Genomic DNA, 19,279 nt, shown 5'->3' on the forward strand with positions numbered 1-19,279 from the left:
CGATCAATGATTACGGAATTATAGGGCGAGCGCCGTCCATCTGCCGGAGAAAAAAGAGGCAGCCTGAGCTGCCTCTTCGAGGTCTACTTTGTGCCGCGTGGCTCTACGACGCGGACTTGCCGGCCTGCGACGTGCTGCCCGTCGTCGTGCCAGCATCTGGTGCGGGAGCACCCGTAACTTCGTTCAGTCCGCCGCCCAGTGCCTTGTACAGGTTGACCTCGCTGGTCAACTGGTTCAGGCGGGCATCGATCAGCGCCTGCTGCGCGGTGAACAGTTGTCGCTGCGCATCAAGCAAGGTCAGGTAGCTGTCCACACCCGTGCGGTAGCGGCCTTCGGCCAGCTGGAAATAATCCCGGCTGGCTTCCACGAGCCGCAGTTGCGCATCGAGCTGATCGGTAAACGTGCCGCGCGCGGCCAGTCCATCGGACACTTCACGGAACGCCGACTGCACGGTCTTCTCGTACGTGGCAATGTTGATGTCCTTCTGGATCTTCGCGTAATCCAGGCTCGCACGCAGGCTGCCGGCCGTGAAAATCGGCACCGTAATCTGCGGCGAGAACAGCCACGTACCGGATCCGGCATCGAACAAGCCGGACAACTGGCGGCTACCCGTACCGCCCGAGGCAGTCAGCGCGATGCGCGGGAAGAACGCCGCACGTGCGGCGCCGATATCGGCGTTGGCCGACTTCAGGCGGTGCTCGGCCGACAAAATATCCGGACGATTCTGCAGCAAATCCGACGGCACACCAGCCGGTACATCGGCCACAAGCTTCTGATCCAGCCCCAGTCCTTCGGGCAGATCCATCGGCATGCTCGCACCGAGCAGCAGCGTCAGCGCATTCGCGTCCTGGGCCACCAGGCGCGTATAGCGTGCCAGCGAAGCACGCGCGTTCTCCACCTGCGTCTGCGACTGGCGCAGGTCCAGCCGCGATGCGATGCCTTCCTCGAAGCTGCGCTTCGTCAGGTTGTACGTGCGCTCATAGGTGCCCAATGTCTCGCGCGTTACCTTCAGGTTCGCCTCGTCGGCGCGCATCGTCAGGTAAGCGTTGGCCACGCTGGCCACCAGCGAAATCTGCGTGCTGCGGCGCGCTTCCTCGCTCGCAAAATACTGCTCCAGCGCCGCTTCGCTCAGACTGCGCAGACGGCCGAACAGATCGATCTCCCACGCGGTGGTGCCCAACGACACACCGTACTGGCTGCTGATGACACGCTGACCCGTCGATGACAGGTCAGCCGGCACGCGCTGCCGCGTGCCCTGTCCCGTGGCACCCACTTCCGGGAACAGGTCAGCACGCTGGATACGGTACTGCGCGCGATAGGCGTCGACATTCAACGCTGCCACGCGCAGGTCACGATTGTTCTCCAGCGCCACCTCGATCAGCCGCTTCAGACGCGGATCGGCAAAGTAGTCGCGCCAACCGAGTTCGACTGCGGGCGGCGTCTGCGCGCCAGCTGCGGCGGCGCCTTTGTACGCGTCGCCCTGCGGATAGGCAGCATCCACCGGTGCCGCCGGCTTCTCATAGGTCGGAATCAGGCTGCAGCCGGCCATCGCCGCTGCCGCGGCCAGATAAATTAGCGTTCTTTTCATGCCTTGGCTCCCGTTTCCAGGGAGGACGATCCGGATTTGCCGCGTCGTTCCTTGAGCGCATTGACGACGACGAAGAACAGCGGGACCCAGAAGATAGCCAGGACGGTGGCCGTGATCATGCCGCCGATCACGCCCGTGCCGATCGCGTGCTGGCTGCCCGAACCTGCACCTTGCGACACGGCCAGCGGGAACACACCCAGCACAAAGGCCAGTGACGTCATGATGATGGGCCGCAAGCGCATGCGGCACGCTTCCACGGCCGCTTCGACCAGGCCCTTCCCTTCGTCATGCAGATCCTTGGCGAACTCCACGATCAGAATCGCGTTCTTCGCCGATAGCCCGATAGTGGTCAGCAGACCCACCTGGAAGAACACGTCGTTCGACAGTCCGCGACCCAGCGTCGCCAGCAATGCGCCAATCACGCCCAGCGGCACCACCAGCATCACCGAGAACGGAATCGCCCAGCTTTCATACAGCGCGGCCAGACACAGGAACACCACGAGCAGCGACAGTGCGTAAAGCGCTGGCGCCTGCGAGCCCGACAACCGTTCTTCATACGACAGACCGGTCCACGAATACGAGATCCCTTGCGGCATCTGCTTCATGATGGCCTCGACCGCCGCCATGGCATCGCCCGAGCTCTTGCCCGCCGCCGGTTCGCCCAGAATTTCCACTGCGGGCACACCGTTGTAACGCTGCAGCTTGGGAGAACCATAGCCCCATTTGCCCGTGGCGAACGCCGAGAACGGCACCATCGCGCCATCCGCATTGCGCACGAACCACTTGTTCAAGTCGTCCGGATTCATCCGCGCATTGGGCTGGCCCTGCAGATACACGCGCTTCACCCGACCCCGGTCAATGAAGTCGTTCACGTAGCTGGAACCCCACGCAATCGACACCGTGCTGTTGATGTCTGACAGCGAGACCCCCTGCGCACGCGCACGTTCGTCGTCGATCTCGAGCAAATACTGTGGCTCGTCGTTCAGACCGTTCGGACGTACGCGTTGCAACGCCGGATCCTTGGCGGCGAGCGCCAGGAACTTGTTGCGCGCCTCCATCAGCGCCTCGTGGCCCAGACCCGCCTGATCCTGCATGTAGAAGTCAAAGCCCGTGGCGTTACCGAGTTCCTGCACCGCCGGCGGTGCAAACGCAAAGGCCAGTGCATCGCGGAACGTGCTGAACTTGGCCTGCGCACGCTTGGTCAGGTCGAATACGCTGGTGGCGTCACCCTCCCGCTCCTTGAACGGCTTCAGCAGGATGAACGCCAGACCCGAGCTCTGGCCCCGGCCGGCAAAGTTGAAGCCGTTGACCGTGAACAGTGATTCGACGATCTTGCCTTCGTCGTTCAGCAGGTAGTTACGCATCTGATCGAGCACCGCCTGCGTTCGTTCAGCCGACGAACCCGGCGGCGTCTGCACCTGGGCATAGAGCACGCCCTGGTCTTCTTCCGGCAGGAACGACGTCGGAATCTTCGTGAACAGGAAGCCCATGACCAGCACGATGCCCACGTAGATCAAGAGGAACGGCGCGCGGCGCTTGAGGATGCCCACAACGCTACGTTCGTACTTTTGCGTCGTACGAATAAAGCCGCGATTGAACCAGCCGAAGAATCCCTGCTTGTGCTCGCCGTGGTCGCCCTTCTCGATCGGCTTCAGCATTGTCGCGCACAGTGCCGGTGTCAGTACCAGCGCCACAAGCACGGACAGCGCCATGGCCGAGACGATCGTGATCGAGAACTGTCGATAGATCACGCCCGTGGATCCGCCGAAGAATGCCATCGGCAAGAACACTGCGGACAGCACCAGCGCAATACCCACCAGCGCACCCTGGATCTGGCCCATCGACTTGCGTGCCGCTTCCTTGGGCCCGAGCCCCTCCTCGGACATCACCCGCTCGACGTTCTCCACCACCACGATGGCATCGTCCACCAGCAGGCCAATCGCCAACACCATCCCGAACATCGTCAGGGTGTTAATCGAGTAGCCGAACGCAGCCAACACGCCAAACGTGCCCAGCAGCACCACCGGCACGGCGATCGTCGGGATCAGCGTGGCACGGAAGTTCTGCAGGAACAGATACATCACCAGGAACACCAGCACGATCGCTTCGAGCAGTGTCTTCACCACCTCGTGGATCGAATCCGCAATCACCGGCGTGGTGTCGTACGGGAACACCACCTTGATCCCCGGCGGGAACGACGGCTCCAGCTGGTTCAACGTGTTGCGGATGTTCTTGACGGTATCCAGTGCGTTGGCGCCAGCCGCCAGGCGGATGGCGATACCCGATGCCGGACGCCCGTTGTACTGGGCGTTGATCGAGTAGTCCTGCCCACCCAGGCCCACTTCGGCCACATCCTTCAGGCGAACCTGAGAGCCGTCGGCGTTAACCTTCAGCAAGATGTTGCCGAACTGCTCGGCAGTCTGCAGACGCGTCTTGCCGATCACCGAGGCATTGAGCTGCTGGCCGGACACGGCAGGCAGTCCACCCAGTTGGCCTGAGGCCACCTGTACGTTCTGCGCCTTGATGGCAGTGCTGACGTCGAGCGGGGCCAGCTGGAAGCTGTTCAGCTTGGCCGGATCGAGCCAGATCCGCATCGCGTACTGCGAACCGAAGACCTGGAAGTCACCCACACCCGCGGTACGCGAGATCGGGTCCTGCAGGTTCGAGACAATGTAGTTCGAGAGGTCTTCGCGCGAGGTCTTTGGATCAGTCGAGATCAACCCGACGATGATCAGGAAGTTTCGCACCGACTTCACCACGCGGATACCCTGCTGCTGTACTTCCTGCGGAAGCAGCGGCTGGGCCAGGGCCAGCTTGTTCTGGACTTGTACCTGCGCGATATCAGGGTTGGTGCCCTGCTCGAACGTGGCCGTGATCGTCATGCTGCCGTCGGAGTTGGACTCCGACGAGATGTAGCGCAGACGGTCCAGGCCGTTCAGTTGCTGCTCGATCACCTGCACCACGGTGTCCTGCACCGTCTGCGCGGAGGCACCCGGGTAGTTCACGGAGATGGCGATCGTGGGCGGCGCGATAGCGGGATATTGCGTGACCGGCAGCGAGCGTATCGACAACACGCCAGCCAGCATGATCACGAGCGCAATCACCCACGCAAAGATCGGCCGCTCGATAAAGAAATTGGACATGGAAAATCCTTATGCGACAGTCCGGATCAGGACTTGGCGGCGGGCGCGGATGCTGCGGGTGCAGATGCGGCGGCTGCAGGAGTCGAAGCGGCAGGCACCGCGCCGGCTTGTGCTGGCGTTGCCTCCGTGACGTTGACCTTCGCGCCCGGACGGACGAACTGCAGCCCTTCCACGATCACGCGATCCCCTGCCTTCAGCCCCTCGGTGATCAGCCAGCTCGTACCGATCGTACGGGTGGTCTTGAGCACGCGCAGTTCCACTTCATTGTTGCCATTCACCACCAGCGCGGTTGCTTGACCCTTCAGGTCACGCGTCACGCCACGTTGCGGCGCAAGAATCGCGGATTGCCGTACACCTTCGGCCAGACGGGCATGCACGAACATGCCAGGCAGCAGTTCGAAGCGCGGATTCGGGAATACGGCACGTACCGTTACCGAACCGGTGCCCTGATCAACTGCCACTTCCGTGAATTCCAGACGTCCTTGCTCCGGATAGGTGCTGCCGTCTTCCAACTGCAGCGATACCTTCGCGGCATTCGCGCCAGCGTTCTGCAACTGACCATTCGCCAGTTCCTTGCGCAGACGCAGGATGGATGCGGAAGGCTGCGTCACGTCCACATAGATTGGATCCAGCTGCTGAATGGTGGTGAGCGCGTTGGCCTGGCCATTGGTTACCAGCGCACCCTCCGTGACCAGCGAACGGCTGATACGGCCCGAGATTGGGGACAGCACCTTGGTATACCGCAGGTTGATGTGAGCCTGATCTACAGCAGCCTTGGCTTGCAGGAACGAGGCTTGCGCTTCCGCTGCCTGCTGCTTGCTGACGGCTTCATCGCCCACGAGCTTGCCATAGCGCTGCGCCAGCAGCCGCGAGGATTCCAATGTGGCCTCGGCGCTTTTCGCCGTAGCCTCGTATGTGGACGGGTCGATCTGATACAACTGCTGACCTTGCTTGACGTCGCTACCTTCGACGAAAAGCCGCTTCTGGATGATGCCGTTGACCTGCGGACGCACTTCGGCAATCCGATATGCCAGGGTCCGGCCAGGCAGCGATGTATCGAGCGTAACGGTCTCGTCCTTCAGCGTGACGACTTTCACTTCAGGCACCTGGGCCGCCGGGGCCTTGTTCTCTTTCCCGCACGCGACCAACATCGTGACGGCAAGAGCCAGCATGCCTGGAATCAAAGCACGCTTGGCGCGCATTGCTTGCATAGCGATTTCCTCGAGGATGAAACGGAAAGTTCTTCTTTGGACCTGGCCAAAGCCAGGAGGCGCCACGGCGCGCGTGGACGCAATTGGCGTGCCTGCACCAGGCACGAGTTCGGATTCGTGATCAGCGGATTGTCGCCATGAGCCCCTGCTTTCGCCAGCGTGCTGGCCTGGAGGAAAAACACACACCGGACACGCCGCGCGCGCGTCCGGCACAGGACTGCCGGCTTGGGCGGCCCTGCTCCCCGTATTCTCAAAAGATACTGCTCAATTCTCGACGGTTGTCATGACCGTTGTTCGCGGCCCGTGTCCCATCTGTCGGAGACATCGCATCGTCGGATGCTAACCATAGACTGTTTCGCAAAGTTCTGCTGACGGCGCGACGACAAAGACGTGCGATTCAGAAGATTCCCACGAATACCCGCAAGTCTGAACGCCAACCTCCTCCGGGTTCGGCCTTCTTCCCTGCGGCACTGCAGCATTTGAGTACCATGCCCTGGGTCAGTTCCATAAGCATGCTTCCAATAGGATGACATCCTACCAGTTCGTAGATGAATCAGGATGACAGAAAATAGGACGTAATGAAGTGAAATACTTCATTCGAGGCAGTTAAGGGGCCGTTGACAGAGGATGCCGCCAGTTGGCATTCCGCACTGCAGTGCGCGAAACAGAGTGTTGCGCGTGCAGGACAGTATCGAGGGATTTGAAGTCTACGGATTTGAAGCTGGTCTGGCTTTGCAGAACTGGATGTAGAACCTGGAGCCCAAAGGACAAAACCCCTCGCAGCGTTAGCTGTCGAGGGGTTTTGGGGCATAAGAGCCTGGCGATGACCTACTTTCACACGGGTATCCGCACTATCATCGGCGCAAAGTCGTTTCACGGTCCTGTTCGGGATGGGAAGGGGTGGTTCCGACTCGCTATGGTCACCAGGCATAAGGGGTTGCCTGCGCTGACATGGGTCAACGCGGGCGAATTGGGTGTAGTAAAGGTTGGGTTGTGTTGTGTCGACCTTGGGCACAAGGCGGATCACAGACACCAGGTAAAACACACTGGTTATAGGATCAAGCCTTACGGGCAATTAGTACTGGTTAGCTTAACGCATTACTGCGCTTCCACACCCAGCCTATCAACGTCCTGGTCTCGAACGACCCTTCAAGGAGGTCAAGCCTCCAGGGAATCCTCATCTTCAGGCGAGTTTCCCGCTTAGATGCTTTCAGCGGTTATCTCTTCCGTACATAGCTACCCTGCGATGCCTCTGGCGAGACAACAGGTACACCAGCGGTACGTCCACTCCGGTCCTCTCGTACTAGGAGCAGCCCCCGTCAAGATTCCAACGCCCACGGCAGATAGGGACCAAACTGTCTCACGACGTTTTAAACCCAGCTCACGTACCTCTTTAAATGGCGAACAGCCATACCCTTGGGACCGGCTACAGCCCCAGGATGAGATGAGCCGACATCGAGGTGCCAAACACCGCCGTCGATATGAACTCTTGGGCGGTATCAGCCTGTTATCCCCAGAGTACCTTTTATCCGTTGAGCGATGGCCCTTCCATTCAGAACCACCGGATCACTATGTCCTGCTTTCGCACCTGCTCGACTTGTCGGTCTCGCAGTTAAGCACGCTTTTGCCATTGCACTTTAGGTACGATGTCCGACCGTACCAAGCGTACCTTCGAACTCCTCCGTTACACTTTGGGAGGAGACCGCCCCAGTCAAACTGCCTACCATGCACTGTCCCCGACCCGGATTCACGGGTCAAGGTTAGAACCTCAAACAAACCAGGGTGGTATTTCAAGGACGGCTCCACGTGAACTAGCGTCCACGCTTCAAAGCCTCCCACCTATCCTACACAGATCGGTTCAAAGTCCAATGCAAAGCTACAGTAAAGGTTCATGGGGTCTTTCCGTCTAGCCGCGGGGAGATTGCATCATCACAAACACTTCAACTTCGCTGAGTCTCGGGAGGAGACAGTGTGGCCATCGTTACGCCATTCGTGCAGGTCGGAACTTACCCGACAAGGAATTTCGCTACCTTAGGACCGTTATAGTTACGGCCGCCGTTTACCGGGACTTCAATCAAGAGCTTGCACCCCATCATTTAATCTTCCGGCACCGGGCAGGCGTCACACCCTATACGTCCACTTTCGTGTTTGCAGAGTGCTGTGTTTTTATTAAACAGTCGCAGCCACCATTTTATTGCAACCCCTTCACCCTTCTGGCGCAGGCCAGTCAAGCTACCAGGGCGTACCTTATCCCGAAGTTACGGTACCAATTTGCCGAGTTCCTTCTCCCGAGTTCTCTCAAGCGCCTTAGAATACTCATCTCGCCCACCTGTGTCGGTTTGCGGTACGGTCTCGTATGACTGAAGCTTAGAGGCTTTTCTTGGAACCACTTCCGATTGCTTCGCAGCATAAAGCCGCTCGCCCCACATCCTTGAATCCCGCGCCCGGATTTGCCAAAGCGCCTTCTCCAATGCAGGGACCGGGACTTCCAACACCCGGACAACCTTCCGCGATCCGTCCCCCCATCGCATCATACGACGGTGCAGGAATATTAACCTGCTTCCCATCAGCTACGCATCTCTGCCTCGCCTTAGGGGCCGACTCACCCTACGCCGATGAACGTTGCGTAGGAAACCTTGGGCTTACGGCGAGGGGGCCTTTCACCCCCTTTATCGCTACTCATGTCAGCATTCGCACTTCTGATACCTCCAGCATCCTTTACAAGACACCTTCACAGGCTTACAGAACGCTCTCCTACCACGCACATAAATGTGCGTCCGCAGCTTCGGTGACTGGCTTAGCCCCGTTACATCTTCCGCGCAGGACGACTCGATCAGTGAGCTATTACGCTTTCTTTAAAGGGTGGCTGCTTCTAAGCCAACCTCCTGACTGTTTTAGCCTTCCCACTTCGTTTCCCACTTAGCCAATCTTGGGGACCTTAGCTGGCGGTCTGGGTTGTTTCCCTCTTGACACCGGACGTTAGCACCCGATGTCTGTCTCCCGTGATTGCACTCTTCGGTATTCGGAGTTTGCTATGGCGGGGTAATCAGCAATAGACCCCCAACCATGACAGTGCTCTACCCCGAAGGTGACACACGAGGCACTACCTAAATAGTTTTCGGAGAGAACCAGCTATTTCCAGATTTGTTTAGCCTTTCACCCCTATCCACAGCTCATCCCCTAACTTTTCAACGTTAGTGGGTTCGGTCCTCCAGTACGTGTTACCGCACCTTCAACCTGGCCATGGATAGATCATCTGGTTTCGGGTCTACACCCAGCGACTCAACGCCCTATTCGGACTCGCTTTCGCTACGCCTTCCCTAACCGGTTAAGCTTGCCACTGAATGTAAGTCGCTGACCCATTATACAAAAGGTACGCCGTCACCCGTTTCCAGGCTCCGACTGTTTGTATGCATGCGGTTTCAGGATCTATTTCACTCCCCTCCCGGGGTTCTTTTCGCCTTTCCCTCACGGTACTGGTTCACTATCGGTCGATTACGAGTATTTAGCCTTGGAGGATGGTCCCCCATCTTCAGACAGGATTTCACGTGTCCCGCCCTACTTGTCGTACACCTAGTTCCACAATGCTGTTTTCGCATACAGGGCTATCACCTGCTATGGCCGGGCTTTCCATCCCGTTCTGCTAACAACGCTGCTAAAGAGTACAAGGCTCTTCCCATTTCGTTCGCCACTACTCTGGGAATCTCGGTTGATTTCTGTTCCTGCAGCTACTTAGATGTTTCAGTTCGCCGCGTTCGCTTCCCTGACCTATGTATTCAGTCAGGGATGACCCATAAGGGCCGGGTTTCCCCATTCGGACATCTCCGGATCAAAGCTTGTTTGCCAGCTCCCCGAAGCTTTTCGCAGGCTACCGCGTCCTTCATCGCCTGTAATCGCCAAGGCATCCACCACATGCACTTGTTCGCTTGACCCTATAACGAGTGTGTCTCATTCAAGACACCGCTATAGGTCTGAGTTCTCGCGTTTGTGCCGTATTCCAAGTCATCTTTCGATCACTTAAATACATTTTGGTTGATACAATCACAACCCGGTATCGTGTTTTGTACTGCAGCGTCTCATCAACGCTTCACGACACCTTTACTACATCCCATATTGTTAAAGAACAGCCAGCTCGCACTTCGTGCGAAACTGATAGCAATAGCCAAAGACTAAAATTCAGAACCTCTGAATCCTGGTCTTTGACAACTACCCCAAGGTAAGTGGTGGAGGATGACGGGATCGAACCGACGACCCCCTGCTTGCAAAGCAGGTGCTCTCCCAGCTGAGCTAATCCCCCGGATAACTTGGTGGGTCTGGTAGGACTTGAACCTACGACCCCCGCCTTATCAAGACGGTGCTCTAACCACCTGAGCTACAGACCCTTGGCTGTAACACTCAAACAAACCGATAAGTGTGAACGCTTGACTTGTGAACACAAGCCTCTGGAAAGGAGGTGATCCAGCCGCACCTTCCGATACGGCTACCTTGTTACGACTTCACCCCAGTCATGAACCCTGCCGTGGTAATCGCCCTCCTTGCGGTTAGGCTAACTACTTCTGGCAAAACCCACTCCCATGGTGTGACGGGCGGTGTGTACAAGACCCGGGAACGTATTCACCGCGGCATGCTGATCCGCGATTACTAGCGATTCCAGCTTCACGTAGTCGAGTTGCAGACTACGATCCGGACTACGATGCGTTTTCTGGGATTAGCTCCCCCTCGCGGGTTGGCAACCCTCTGTACGCACCATTGTATGACGTGTGAAGCCCTACCCATAAGGGCCATGAGGACTTGACGTCATCCCCACCTTCCTCCGGTTTGTCACCGGCAGTCTCTCTAGAGTGCCCTTGCGTAGCAACTAAAGATAAGGGTTGCGCTCGTTGCGGGACTTAACCCAACATCTCACGACACGAGCTGACGACAGCCATGCAGCACCTGTGTCCACTTTCCCTTTCGGGCACCTGATGCATCTCTGCTTCGTTAGTGGCATGTCAAGGGTAGGTAAGGTTTTTCGCGTTGCATCGAATTAATCCACATCATCCACCGCTTGTGCGGGTCCCCGTCAATTCCTTTGAGTTTTAATCTTGCGACCGTACTCCCCAGGCGGTCAACTTCACGCGTTAGCTACGTTACTGAAGAAATGAATCCCCAACAACTAGTTGACATCGTTTAGGGCGTGGACTACCAGGGTATCTAATCCTGTTTGCTCCCCACGCTTTCGTGCATGAGCGTCAGTGACGTCCCAGGGGGCTGCCTTCGCCATCGGTATTCCTCCACATCTCTACGCATTTCACTGCTACACGTGGAATTCTACCCCCCTCTGACATACTCTAGCCTTGCAGTCACAAGCGCAATTCCCAAGTTGAGCTCGGGGATTTCACGCCTGTCTTACAAAACCGCCTGCGCACGCTTTACGCCCAGTAATTCCGATTAACGCTCGCACCCTACGTATTACCGCGGCTGCTGGCACGTAGTTAGCCGGTGCTTATTCTTCCGGTACCGTCATCCACCCCAGGTATTAACCGAAGCGATTTCTTTCCGGACAAAAGTGCTTTACAACCCGAAGGCCTTCTTCACACACGCGGCATTGCTGGATCAGGGTTGCCCCCATTGTCCAAAATTCCCCACTGCTGCCTCCCGTAGGAGTCTGGGCCGTGTCTCAGTCCCAGTGTGGCTGATCGTCCTCTCAGACCAGCTACTGATCGTCGCCTTGGTGGGCCTTTACCCCACCAACTAGCTAATCAGACATCGGCCGCTCCTGCTGCGTGAGGCCTTACGGTCCCCCACTTTCACCCTCAGGTCGTATGCGGTATTAGCTAATCTTTCGACTAGTTATCCCCCACAACAGGGTACGTTCCGATGTATTACTCACCCGTTCGCCACTCGCCACCAGACCGAAGTCCGTGCTGCCGTTCGACTTGCATGTGTAAGGCATGCCGCCAGCGTTCAATCTGAGCCAGGATCAAACTCTTCAGTTCAATCTCTGTGTGACCCTTCGGTTTCCCTACAGGTCTCGCTCTTTCGAGCGGTCGCTCACTCTCAGAAAACTGACTCGACTGCTCCGAAGAACAATCGAACATGTTTTACTGTGCGAGCACTTGATACTTTTGAAGCAACACTAAGAACCCGAAGTCCTCAGCGGCGTTCGCCATCAAGCGCCCACACTTATCGGTTGTTTGGTTGTTAAAGAACATTGACGAACAGCTTTGCTGTCGCCGGGTACTGCATTTCTTACTGCGTCTGCTGCGTCGCTTTCGCTGCAGCAGAGAAACGAGATTATGCAGAACATTCATCGTTTCGTCAACAGTTTGCAGAAGATTTTTTTCTCTGCCGGCCAGCGCTGTAAAACCCCGCAACCCCCGCCACTGCTGCCCCGCAACCCTTGCCTGCCCTGCGTTTGCAGCGCGGTTTGTGTTGCGAGGGGGCGAATATTAGGCCAGCCAGGAGGATTGCGCAAGGGGTTACGTAAAAGAATTTTCCGATCCGCTAGAATCGCCGGATGACGTCGGATCTTACCTGCCTGCCTGAACGCCTGGAAACTCGCCAGGCGGGGGCGCTCGATGCGCATGCACTGGCTGCCGCGCTGGCGCGTCCTATTGTATTTGTCGATCTGGAAACGACCGGTGCCGATGCCCAGCGTGACCGGATTACAGAAATCGGCGTGGTCGAAGTGGGGCCGGACGGTATTCAGGAATGGGACATCCTCCTGGACCCCGAAGCCAGCATCCCGCCATTCATCCAGGGGATGACTGGCATCACAGAAGAGATGGTGCGTGGCCAGCCGACCTTCGGCTCAATTGCAGAAGGACTGATCGAGCGCCTGCAGGGAAAGCTGTTCATTGCCCATAACGCGCGGTTCGACTACGGATTCCTGAAGACCGAGTTCCGGCGCGCCGGCCTGACGTTCCGGGCGGATGTGCTGTGCACCCTGCGCCTGTCCCGCTCCTTGTTCCCCTCGGTGGAGCGCCACGGGCTCGATGCGCTGATCGCCCGGTTTGACCTGGCACCGAAGGGGCGCCACCGTGCACTGGCCGATGCGGAACTGCTTTGGCAGTTCTGGCAAAAGATCCATGGTATTTATTCCGTGGATCTTGTCGAAGCGGCGGTCAAATCATTGGTAAAGCATGCGAGCCTGCCGTCTGGCCTGACCGAGACATCGCTGGATGATGTTCCCGACCGTCCCGGCGTATATATGTTTCATGGCGACGATGACGCGCCGCTCTACGTCGGCAAGAGCATTCATCTGCGCCAGCGCATTCGCGCGCACTTCTCTGGTGATCACACCAACGGCAAGGACATGCAGTTGTCTCGTCAGGTGCGCCGGGTGGATTGGCGCGAGACTGGGTGCGAGGCCGGTGCGCTGCTATTGGAGGCGCACCTCGTCAAGTCGCTTCGCCCTCTATATAACCAGCAACTCCGTCACTACGACGAGTTGTTCGCCTGGGAGATGATGGAGGGCATGCCTGCGCCGCGCCTGCGCTCCAATCGCCTGACCGATTTCAGCCGTCACGCGGCACTCCATGGCGCGTTCACCAGCCGCACTGCGGCGCGCGCCTGGCTGGGAGCCCTGGCAAACGAGCACCGCCTTTGTCAGGTGACGTTGCTGTTGGAGCCGGCTGCGCGGCGGGGCAATCCTTGCTTTGCGCGGCAACTGCACCGTTGCAACGGTGCCTGCACCGGCGAAGAGTCCGGGCCGGCGCATGGCAGGCGGACGCTCGCCGTCATCGAGTCGCAGGCGTTACGGCGATGGCCGTTTGACGGCCCGGTCGCCTGGCGCGAGGCGGATCACCAGCCTTGGCATGTCATCGAGGACTGGTGCTACCTCGGCATGGCCAACACGCTGGAGGAAGCGGCGCAATTGACCGAGCCGCCGGCCCGCTTCGATATCGATACCTACCAGATCCTCTTGCCCTATCTGTCGGATCTGTTGGCTCGGGCCGTCCCGCTTGTATCGGCGCGAGGCTTCATGCTGACCGCTCCCACGCCCCTGCCAACCAGACGGGATGCTGCGGGCCGGCCGCGCCTGACTGCCCGGAGCCAGCCGAGGGACCGAGCCGCGGATACCTTGTCCCTGTTTGAGTAAGGCCCACGAATTGGTGCGGTAGCGCGCATAATCATGCGACCTGCCGCTGTCAGCCCGGCAGGAAGTCGTCTAGTCTCCGACAAATGGGTCTGCCGCCCAAGATGGAGTCGCCATGCCTGCGTTGTCCCGCCATACAGCCTGTCGCCTCCTGCTCGCCCCGGCCGCGATCGCGCTGGCCGCCGCGTGCGCCAATATCGAAGGCGGCACCATGTCGCGCATCTTCGATTCCTGGAAAGGCGCGCCCATCGATCAGGCCAAGGCCCAATGGGGGCCGCCGAAGTCTGTACAGAACGTCTCCGGCGGTACCGCTTATATATGGAACGATGAAGTGCCCCTGGCACATGCCCCCGGATATGGCCCGCGCGATGCCGGATTGGAGCCGCCGCAGCGCTTCGGTCAGTGCCAGCGCAAGCTCATCGCCGGCCCCGACGGACACGTCAGCCGGGGCGAGTGGAGCGGCGATGCCTGCTGCACCCAGAGTCTGATTGGGCAATGCGCCAGGCTGGCGCGTAAGCCGGCCAGCACTGGCTGATCACCGATCGGACATCGCTACTCCAGCACGATGCCGCGCGCCCGCACCAGCGCGCCCCATTTCTTCACTTCGGCATCGATGAAACCAGACAACTCCGCGCTGCTGCCCGGCGCGGGCTGCAATCCCAGCGACAACAGTTTCTGACGGATCTGCGCATCTTCAAGCGCCTGACTCGCGTCGCGGTTGATCTGCTGGACGATGGCGGGCGGTGTCCCCGCCGGGGCCACGATGCCAAACCATCCATAGCCGATCACGCCAGGCACGCCCTGTTCTGCAAAAGTCGGCGCGTCCGGATAAACCGGTGTGCGCGCATCGGCTGCGACGGCGATCACGCGCAGCTTGCCGGCCTGGATGAATGGCAGCGCCGTGGTGATCGCGGTCAGCGTCGCGTCCACGCGCCCGGCCAGCAATTCCGTGTAGGCAGTGGCATCACCCCGGTAGTGGACATTGAGCGCCTTGAACTTCGATTGCGACGCGAACAACTCCGCCGTCAGGTGCGGCCCCGAGCCGATGCCCGGCGAGGCGAATGTCACGCCCTCGGGCTTCTGCTGCGCCATCTTCACGAAATCGCCAACGGTCTTGATGGGCGAGTTCGCGTTGACGATCAGGAAGACCGGGCCGAGCACACGCGGGCCCACAGCCACGAAATCCTTGTGGATGTCGAAGCGCTGCGACAGTCCGGCCCCGGTATTGATGGCGAACGGCGCGGCGGCCCAGAGCAGCGTGTAGCCGTCGGGCGCGGCGTGCGCCACGGATTCGCTCGCTACACGCGTGCCGGCGCCCGGCTTGTTCTCCACCACTACCTGCTGGCCGTACTTGCGGCTCAATGCCTCGGCCAGCACTCGTGCCGATGTATCGTTCGACCCGCCTGGGCCATAGGGCGAGACCAGTCGCACCGGCTTGGTGGGCCACGTATTGGCGAATGCGGAGGGAACGATGCCGGCCAGCATCATCGCGCCCACCAGTCGGCGGCGCACGAGGTTGGTCGGATTCATGATGCCTCCCTGACCCGCGCGATGGCCGGGTATCGATACGTCCTGTCGAGGTGCGAAGGCTGCGGAACGTAAAGGCGCAGTGCCACGTAGAACGGGCCAGCCGGCGCGGGAAGCCAGTTGCCTTGCTGTGCCGCATCGCTCGGCGGCTGCGCGGAAAGATGCAGGGTCAGGCTACCGTCCGGGCCACGTGCGAGCGAGGGCGAACGGTCGCCCAGCGAGTAGCGCGCGATCTCGTTCGGCACGAGCATGCAGTCACCTTTGTCGTACATGGTCAGCGACCAGAAGGCGCCGACCTCGGGCAGATTGTCGAGGGCGAAGTCGAGCCGGTAGGCATGGCGGCCATCGAGCGGGGCGTTATCGCCATCGCGGTCGGCGATGATGTACATCGCTTCCTGCACGCCCAGTGCGCCGATGTAGTTGCGTGCCACCAGCGCACGTTGCAGGTAGTTTGTGCCGTACGATTCGCGCACGTCCACCGACATCGCCCAGCCGCCGCCCATGTCCGATGCCTGCGGCTCGGCCAGATCCTTGAGCACATCCGTGAGCGCGCCAGCGAGTATGTCGAGCTGTGTTGCAGTAGCCGTCAAGCCTGCGCCGATGCCGACCTCGGCAAAGCGTCGCATCAGCCTGGCTTCGGCCACCGACGGCGCATTGTCGGCCAGCATCCAGTTGACGATCTCCGCGAACCGGCGCGCATCGCCAAGGTGCTCGCGCGGCTGCATAGAGACATCGAACGGGAACGCGGCAGGCGAACCGTCGATCCGGTTCAGCGCGATGGCGTCCTGCAAGGCGTGCACCGCCGGCAGGTCTGCCTCGCCATCGACGAGCAGCCGGCCGATCATCCACACGGCATTGGTCGCGCATGCCACGGCGTGCATGCCTTCCGGCACCGCGCCATGCCAGGCCGGTCCATGCAGCAGGAACTTGCCTGCTTGCGTGCCTGTGGTGCGGCTGCCGATATAGCCGAACGGATTGGTGTAGGCGTCGAGCAGGCCGAGCACGTAGTAGCGGCCATTGAAGTCGGGGACGTCGATCACCACCGGCTCGCGCGAGAGGTCGAGCCACGCGTTGGTGTATAGCGTGTCGTTGTTTGGTGTGACCACCTGGCGATGCTGCGGGCCGAGCAGTTCACGCGTATGGATCAGGTGGTTCACCCAGCGCAGCGTGGAATCCGGACCATCGCCGGCAAAGTGCCCGGCGCGGTCACGGCGCGGGCAGGTGGCCGCGCGCATGCGCGCCATTTCGTACAGGGGCAGCGTGTGGATCACGGCATCGCGCGCCAGTTGCTGCAATTCGGTGTAGCTCTGCGGCATGAAGGTTGTCTCCGATCTGTTCTTGTATGGATAGGATGCCGCCGCTCAGGCGACCCGCTGCACGGCGGGAATCGCGTACTGCCCCGTCATGAATCCCGTAGTCGGGTGATACAGGCGCAGGATCAGGTAGAAGCTGCCTGCCGGCGCCGGCAGCCAGTTCGCATCGTCAGCAGGACGCTTGTGCGAGATATCGATGACCAGCGCGCCATCGGCTTCCCAGCGCAGGCCCGGCGTGCGGTCGCCCACGGCATAGCGGCCGGCTTCATTGGCGGTGAAGTAGCGATCCTCGCCATAGAGCGAGACTGACCAGAACGCCTCGGCGGGCGGCAGCCGGCCGGCATCGAAGCGCAGCGCGTAGCTGTGCGATCCATGCAGGCGCTCGCCGTTGGCATCGAAATCCGACATCGCGTAGACGGCCTCGTCGGCGCGCAACGCTCCCAGTCCCTTCATCGCCGTGCAGGCGCGCAGCAGCCAATCATCGCCGTATATACCGAGCTTCAGGCTGTAGCCCCACGCCTTCTGGCCCTGGCTGCGCGTATGGGCCTCGATCAACGCCATACCCTGCGCGTAAGCACTGCGCAGGCCCGCGACAACCGATGCGCGCATCGACGCAATCTCTGGCTCGTCCTCGATCCGGATGCCTACCTTGCGCAGCAGCGTGAAGACGCCCTGCTCTTCGGCAGTGGGCGGAAAATCTCGCTGCGCGCGGAACAGGTTCTGGAAAAAGTCCATGGCGGCATCGCCGGTGTCCTGCCACTGCGTGACGCTGAGCGGACGCGCCGGGCCGGCGCTTTGCACAACCTGAAAGCCCTGTTCGAAGGCGTAGGCGCGCGGCAGATCCTCGGCGCCCGTGACCAGCACGCGCCCCAGCACCCAGACCAACGAAGTAGGCGAAGCCACGGCATTGGCCGAACTGGCCTGCCAACCGGGACCGACGATCTCCACATCTGCGCCTTCGGCGGGCACGTTGCGCGCGCCGAGATTGGCGAAGTTGTTGGTATGCGCGTCGAGCAGTTCCACCACGTAGAAGCGGTCGGCATCGGGCAGAGCGGGCACGCGCAGCGTCACCGGGCCATCGGCCAGGTTGAGCCAGCCGCAGAAGTACAGCAGGTCGTTGGCCGGCGTGACGATATCGCGGTCTTCGTGCGTCCACTGCCGCGTGCTGGCCGAGAGCATGTTCATCGGCGCGCGGCCATAACCCGTGGGAGCATCCACCGACGTCTGCAACTGGCAGGTACGCAGCGTCTCGATCAGCGGATAGCCGTAGATCACCAGCGGCAATGCGGCGGCGGCCACGAACGCCTCTTGCGGGCTGGCGTAGACCGGTGCGGAAATCGCGCGGGAGGCAAGCGCCTCGGGCGATGCGGGATGGTTCATGTCTGTGTCTCCTGTTTTCTGTTCGATGCGTTATTCGAGTGCGGCGCCGCTGGATTTCACGAGCGTGGCCCAGGTGCGGGTGTCCTCGCGGATCTGCGTCGTGAACTGCGTGCGGCTGATCGGCGCGTAGCGCATGCCGAAGCTGGCGATCTGCGCCTGCAGCGCGGGGTCCTGCATGGAGTGCTGCATCGCCTGATCCAGCTTGTCGACGATGGGTGTCGGCGTGCGCGCCGGGGCGAACAGCGCGAACCAGCTATCGAGCTTGAACGGAATGCCCGATTCGGCGAACGTGGGCACATCGGGCAGCGCCTCCGACCGCTCGGCGCCGGAGACGGCCAGCGCGCGGATCTTGCCGGCGCGAATCTGCGGCAGCGCGGCGGTCAGGTCTGCCATGGCGATCTGCAGCGTGCCGCCCATCAGGTCGTTCAACATCGGCGCCACACCCTTATACGGCACATGGCGAAGGTGGATGCCGGCCGCCACGTTCAGGCTCTCGCCAGCCAGATGGCCGCCCGAACCCGGTCCCCACGAGCCGTAGGTCACGTCAGCACCGGGCTGCTTCGCCAGCGCGACCAGCGCCTTGATATCGCGCGCCGGGTAGGCTGGATTCGCGACGAGCACGTTGCCGCCGTACGCGATGCGTCCAATCGCCACGAAGTCGCGCAGCGGTTCGTACGGCAGCTTTGGATAGATCGACGGGGCGATGGCGTGCGTGCCCGAGATGCCGAGCAGCAGCGTATAGCCGTCCGGCGCCGCGCGTGCCACCTGTGCGCTGCCGATGGTGCCCGTAGCGCCGGCCACGTTTTCGACGATAACCGTGGCCTTGAGGTACGTCGACAGTCGTGCGGCCAGCAGTCGCCCCACCACATCCGTACCCCCGCCTGCCGGGAATGGCACCACGAGCCGGATCGGTTTGTCCGGATAGTTGTCGGCCGCCGTGGCGGGTCCTGACATGAAGCCCGTCGCCAGTGCCGCAATCGTCATGAAGGCCAGCCCGCGCAGCGTCCTGCGAATGGTGTGTCGCATGGGTGATGTCT

The 19,279-nt window shown here is 60.5% G+C and carries 9 protein-coding genes, 2 tRNA genes and 3 rRNA genes; 2 read left to right on the forward strand and 12 right to left on the reverse strand.

The features are described from left to right. Positions 1-103: 103 nt before the first annotated feature. From GA566_RS23025 to GA566_RS23060, 8 genes are all read right to left on the reverse strand, one after another. On the reverse strand, positions 104-1,588 hold the full coding sequence (locus tag GA566_RS23025) for an AdeC/AdeK/OprM family multidrug efflux complex outer membrane factor (RefSeq protein ID WP_137924563.1): 1,485 nt from the start codon (positions 1,586-1,588) through the stop codon (positions 104-106). Continuing rightward, positions 1,585-4,731 (reverse strand): efflux RND transporter permease subunit, encoded by a 3,147-nt coding sequence (locus GA566_RS23030; RefSeq protein ID WP_137924564.1) that lies wholly within the window; start codon positions 4,729-4,731, stop codon positions 1,585-1,587. The genes GA566_RS23025 and GA566_RS23030 overlap by 4 nt, the downstream gene beginning before the upstream one ends. Positions 4,732-4,757: 26 nt before the next feature. After that, on the reverse strand, positions 4,758-5,942 hold the full coding sequence (locus tag GA566_RS23035) for an efflux RND transporter periplasmic adaptor subunit (RefSeq protein WP_160474125.1): 1,185 nt from the start codon (positions 5,940-5,942) through the stop codon (positions 4,758-4,760). An 815-nt stretch (positions 5,943-6,757) separates the two neighbouring features. Next, positions 6,758-6,870, reverse strand: a 5S ribosomal RNA gene (rrf, locus tag GA566_RS23040). Between the two features lie 126 nt (positions 6,871-6,996). Beyond that, a 23S ribosomal RNA gene (locus GA566_RS23045) occupies positions 6,997-9,874 on the reverse strand. 289 nt (positions 9,875-10,163) lie between these two features. Next, positions 10,164-10,239, reverse strand: a tRNA-Ala gene (locus tag GA566_RS23050). Between the two features lie 8 nt (positions 10,240-10,247). Continuing rightward, positions 10,248-10,324: transfer RNA gene (locus tag GA566_RS23055), tRNA-Ile, on the reverse strand. A 64-nt stretch (positions 10,325-10,388) separates the two neighbouring features. Beyond that, a 16S ribosomal RNA gene (locus tag GA566_RS23060) occupies positions 10,389-11,920 on the reverse strand. The 16S, 23S and 5S rRNA genes sit together here with 2 tRNA genes alongside, the layout of an rRNA operon. A 521-nt stretch (positions 11,921-12,441) precedes the next feature. Between GA566_RS23060 and GA566_RS23065 the strand changes: the two genes are divergently transcribed. Then, positions 12,442-14,025 carry a 3'-5' exonuclease family protein gene (locus tag GA566_RS23065; RefSeq protein WP_160474126.1) on the forward strand — a complete coding sequence of 528 codons (1,584 nt, stop codon included), beginning with the start codon at positions 12,442-12,444 and terminating at the stop codon, positions 14,023-14,025. Between the two features lie 112 nt (positions 14,026-14,137). Further along, positions 14,138-14,557, forward strand: a complete 420-nt coding sequence (locus GA566_RS23070) for a hypothetical protein (RefSeq protein WP_160474127.1) — start codon at positions 14,138-14,140, stop codon at positions 14,555-14,557. A 17-nt stretch (positions 14,558-14,574) separates the two neighbouring features. Here the strand turns inward: GA566_RS23070 and GA566_RS23075 are convergent, their stop codons facing one another. The 4 genes from GA566_RS23075 to GA566_RS23090 are packed head-to-tail and all read right to left on the reverse strand — an operon-like array spanning position 14,575 to position 19,268. Further along, positions 14,575-15,552 (reverse strand): tripartite tricarboxylate transporter substrate binding protein, encoded by a 978-nt coding sequence (locus GA566_RS23075; protein ID WP_137926346.1) that lies wholly within the window; start codon positions 15,550-15,552, stop codon positions 14,575-14,577. Beyond that, on the reverse strand, positions 15,549-16,865 hold the full coding sequence (locus GA566_RS23080; RefSeq protein WP_160474128.1) for a DUF1254 domain-containing protein: 1,317 nt from the start codon (positions 16,863-16,865) through the stop codon (positions 15,549-15,551). Before GA566_RS23080 ends, GA566_RS23075 begins: the two co-directional genes overlap by 4 nt. A 45-nt stretch (positions 16,866-16,910) precedes the next feature. Beyond that, the gene (locus GA566_RS23085; protein ID WP_160474129.1) at positions 16,911-18,242 is read right to left on the reverse strand and encodes a DUF1254 domain-containing protein; all 1,332 of its coding nucleotides are present in this window, start codon (positions 18,240-18,242) and stop codon (positions 16,911-16,913) included. Positions 18,243-18,272: 30 nt separating this feature from the next. Further along, the gene (locus tag GA566_RS23090) at positions 18,273-19,268 is read right to left on the reverse strand and encodes a tripartite tricarboxylate transporter substrate binding protein (protein WP_160474130.1); all 996 of its coding nucleotides are present in this window, start codon (positions 19,266-19,268) and stop codon (positions 18,273-18,275) included. Positions 19,269-19,279 lie beyond the last annotated feature (11 nt).

It is taken from the genome of Cupriavidus sp. SW-Y-13 (genome assembly GCF_009793345.1).
GTDB lineage: Bacteria > Pseudomonadota > Gammaproteobacteria > Burkholderiales > Burkholderiaceae > Cupriavidus.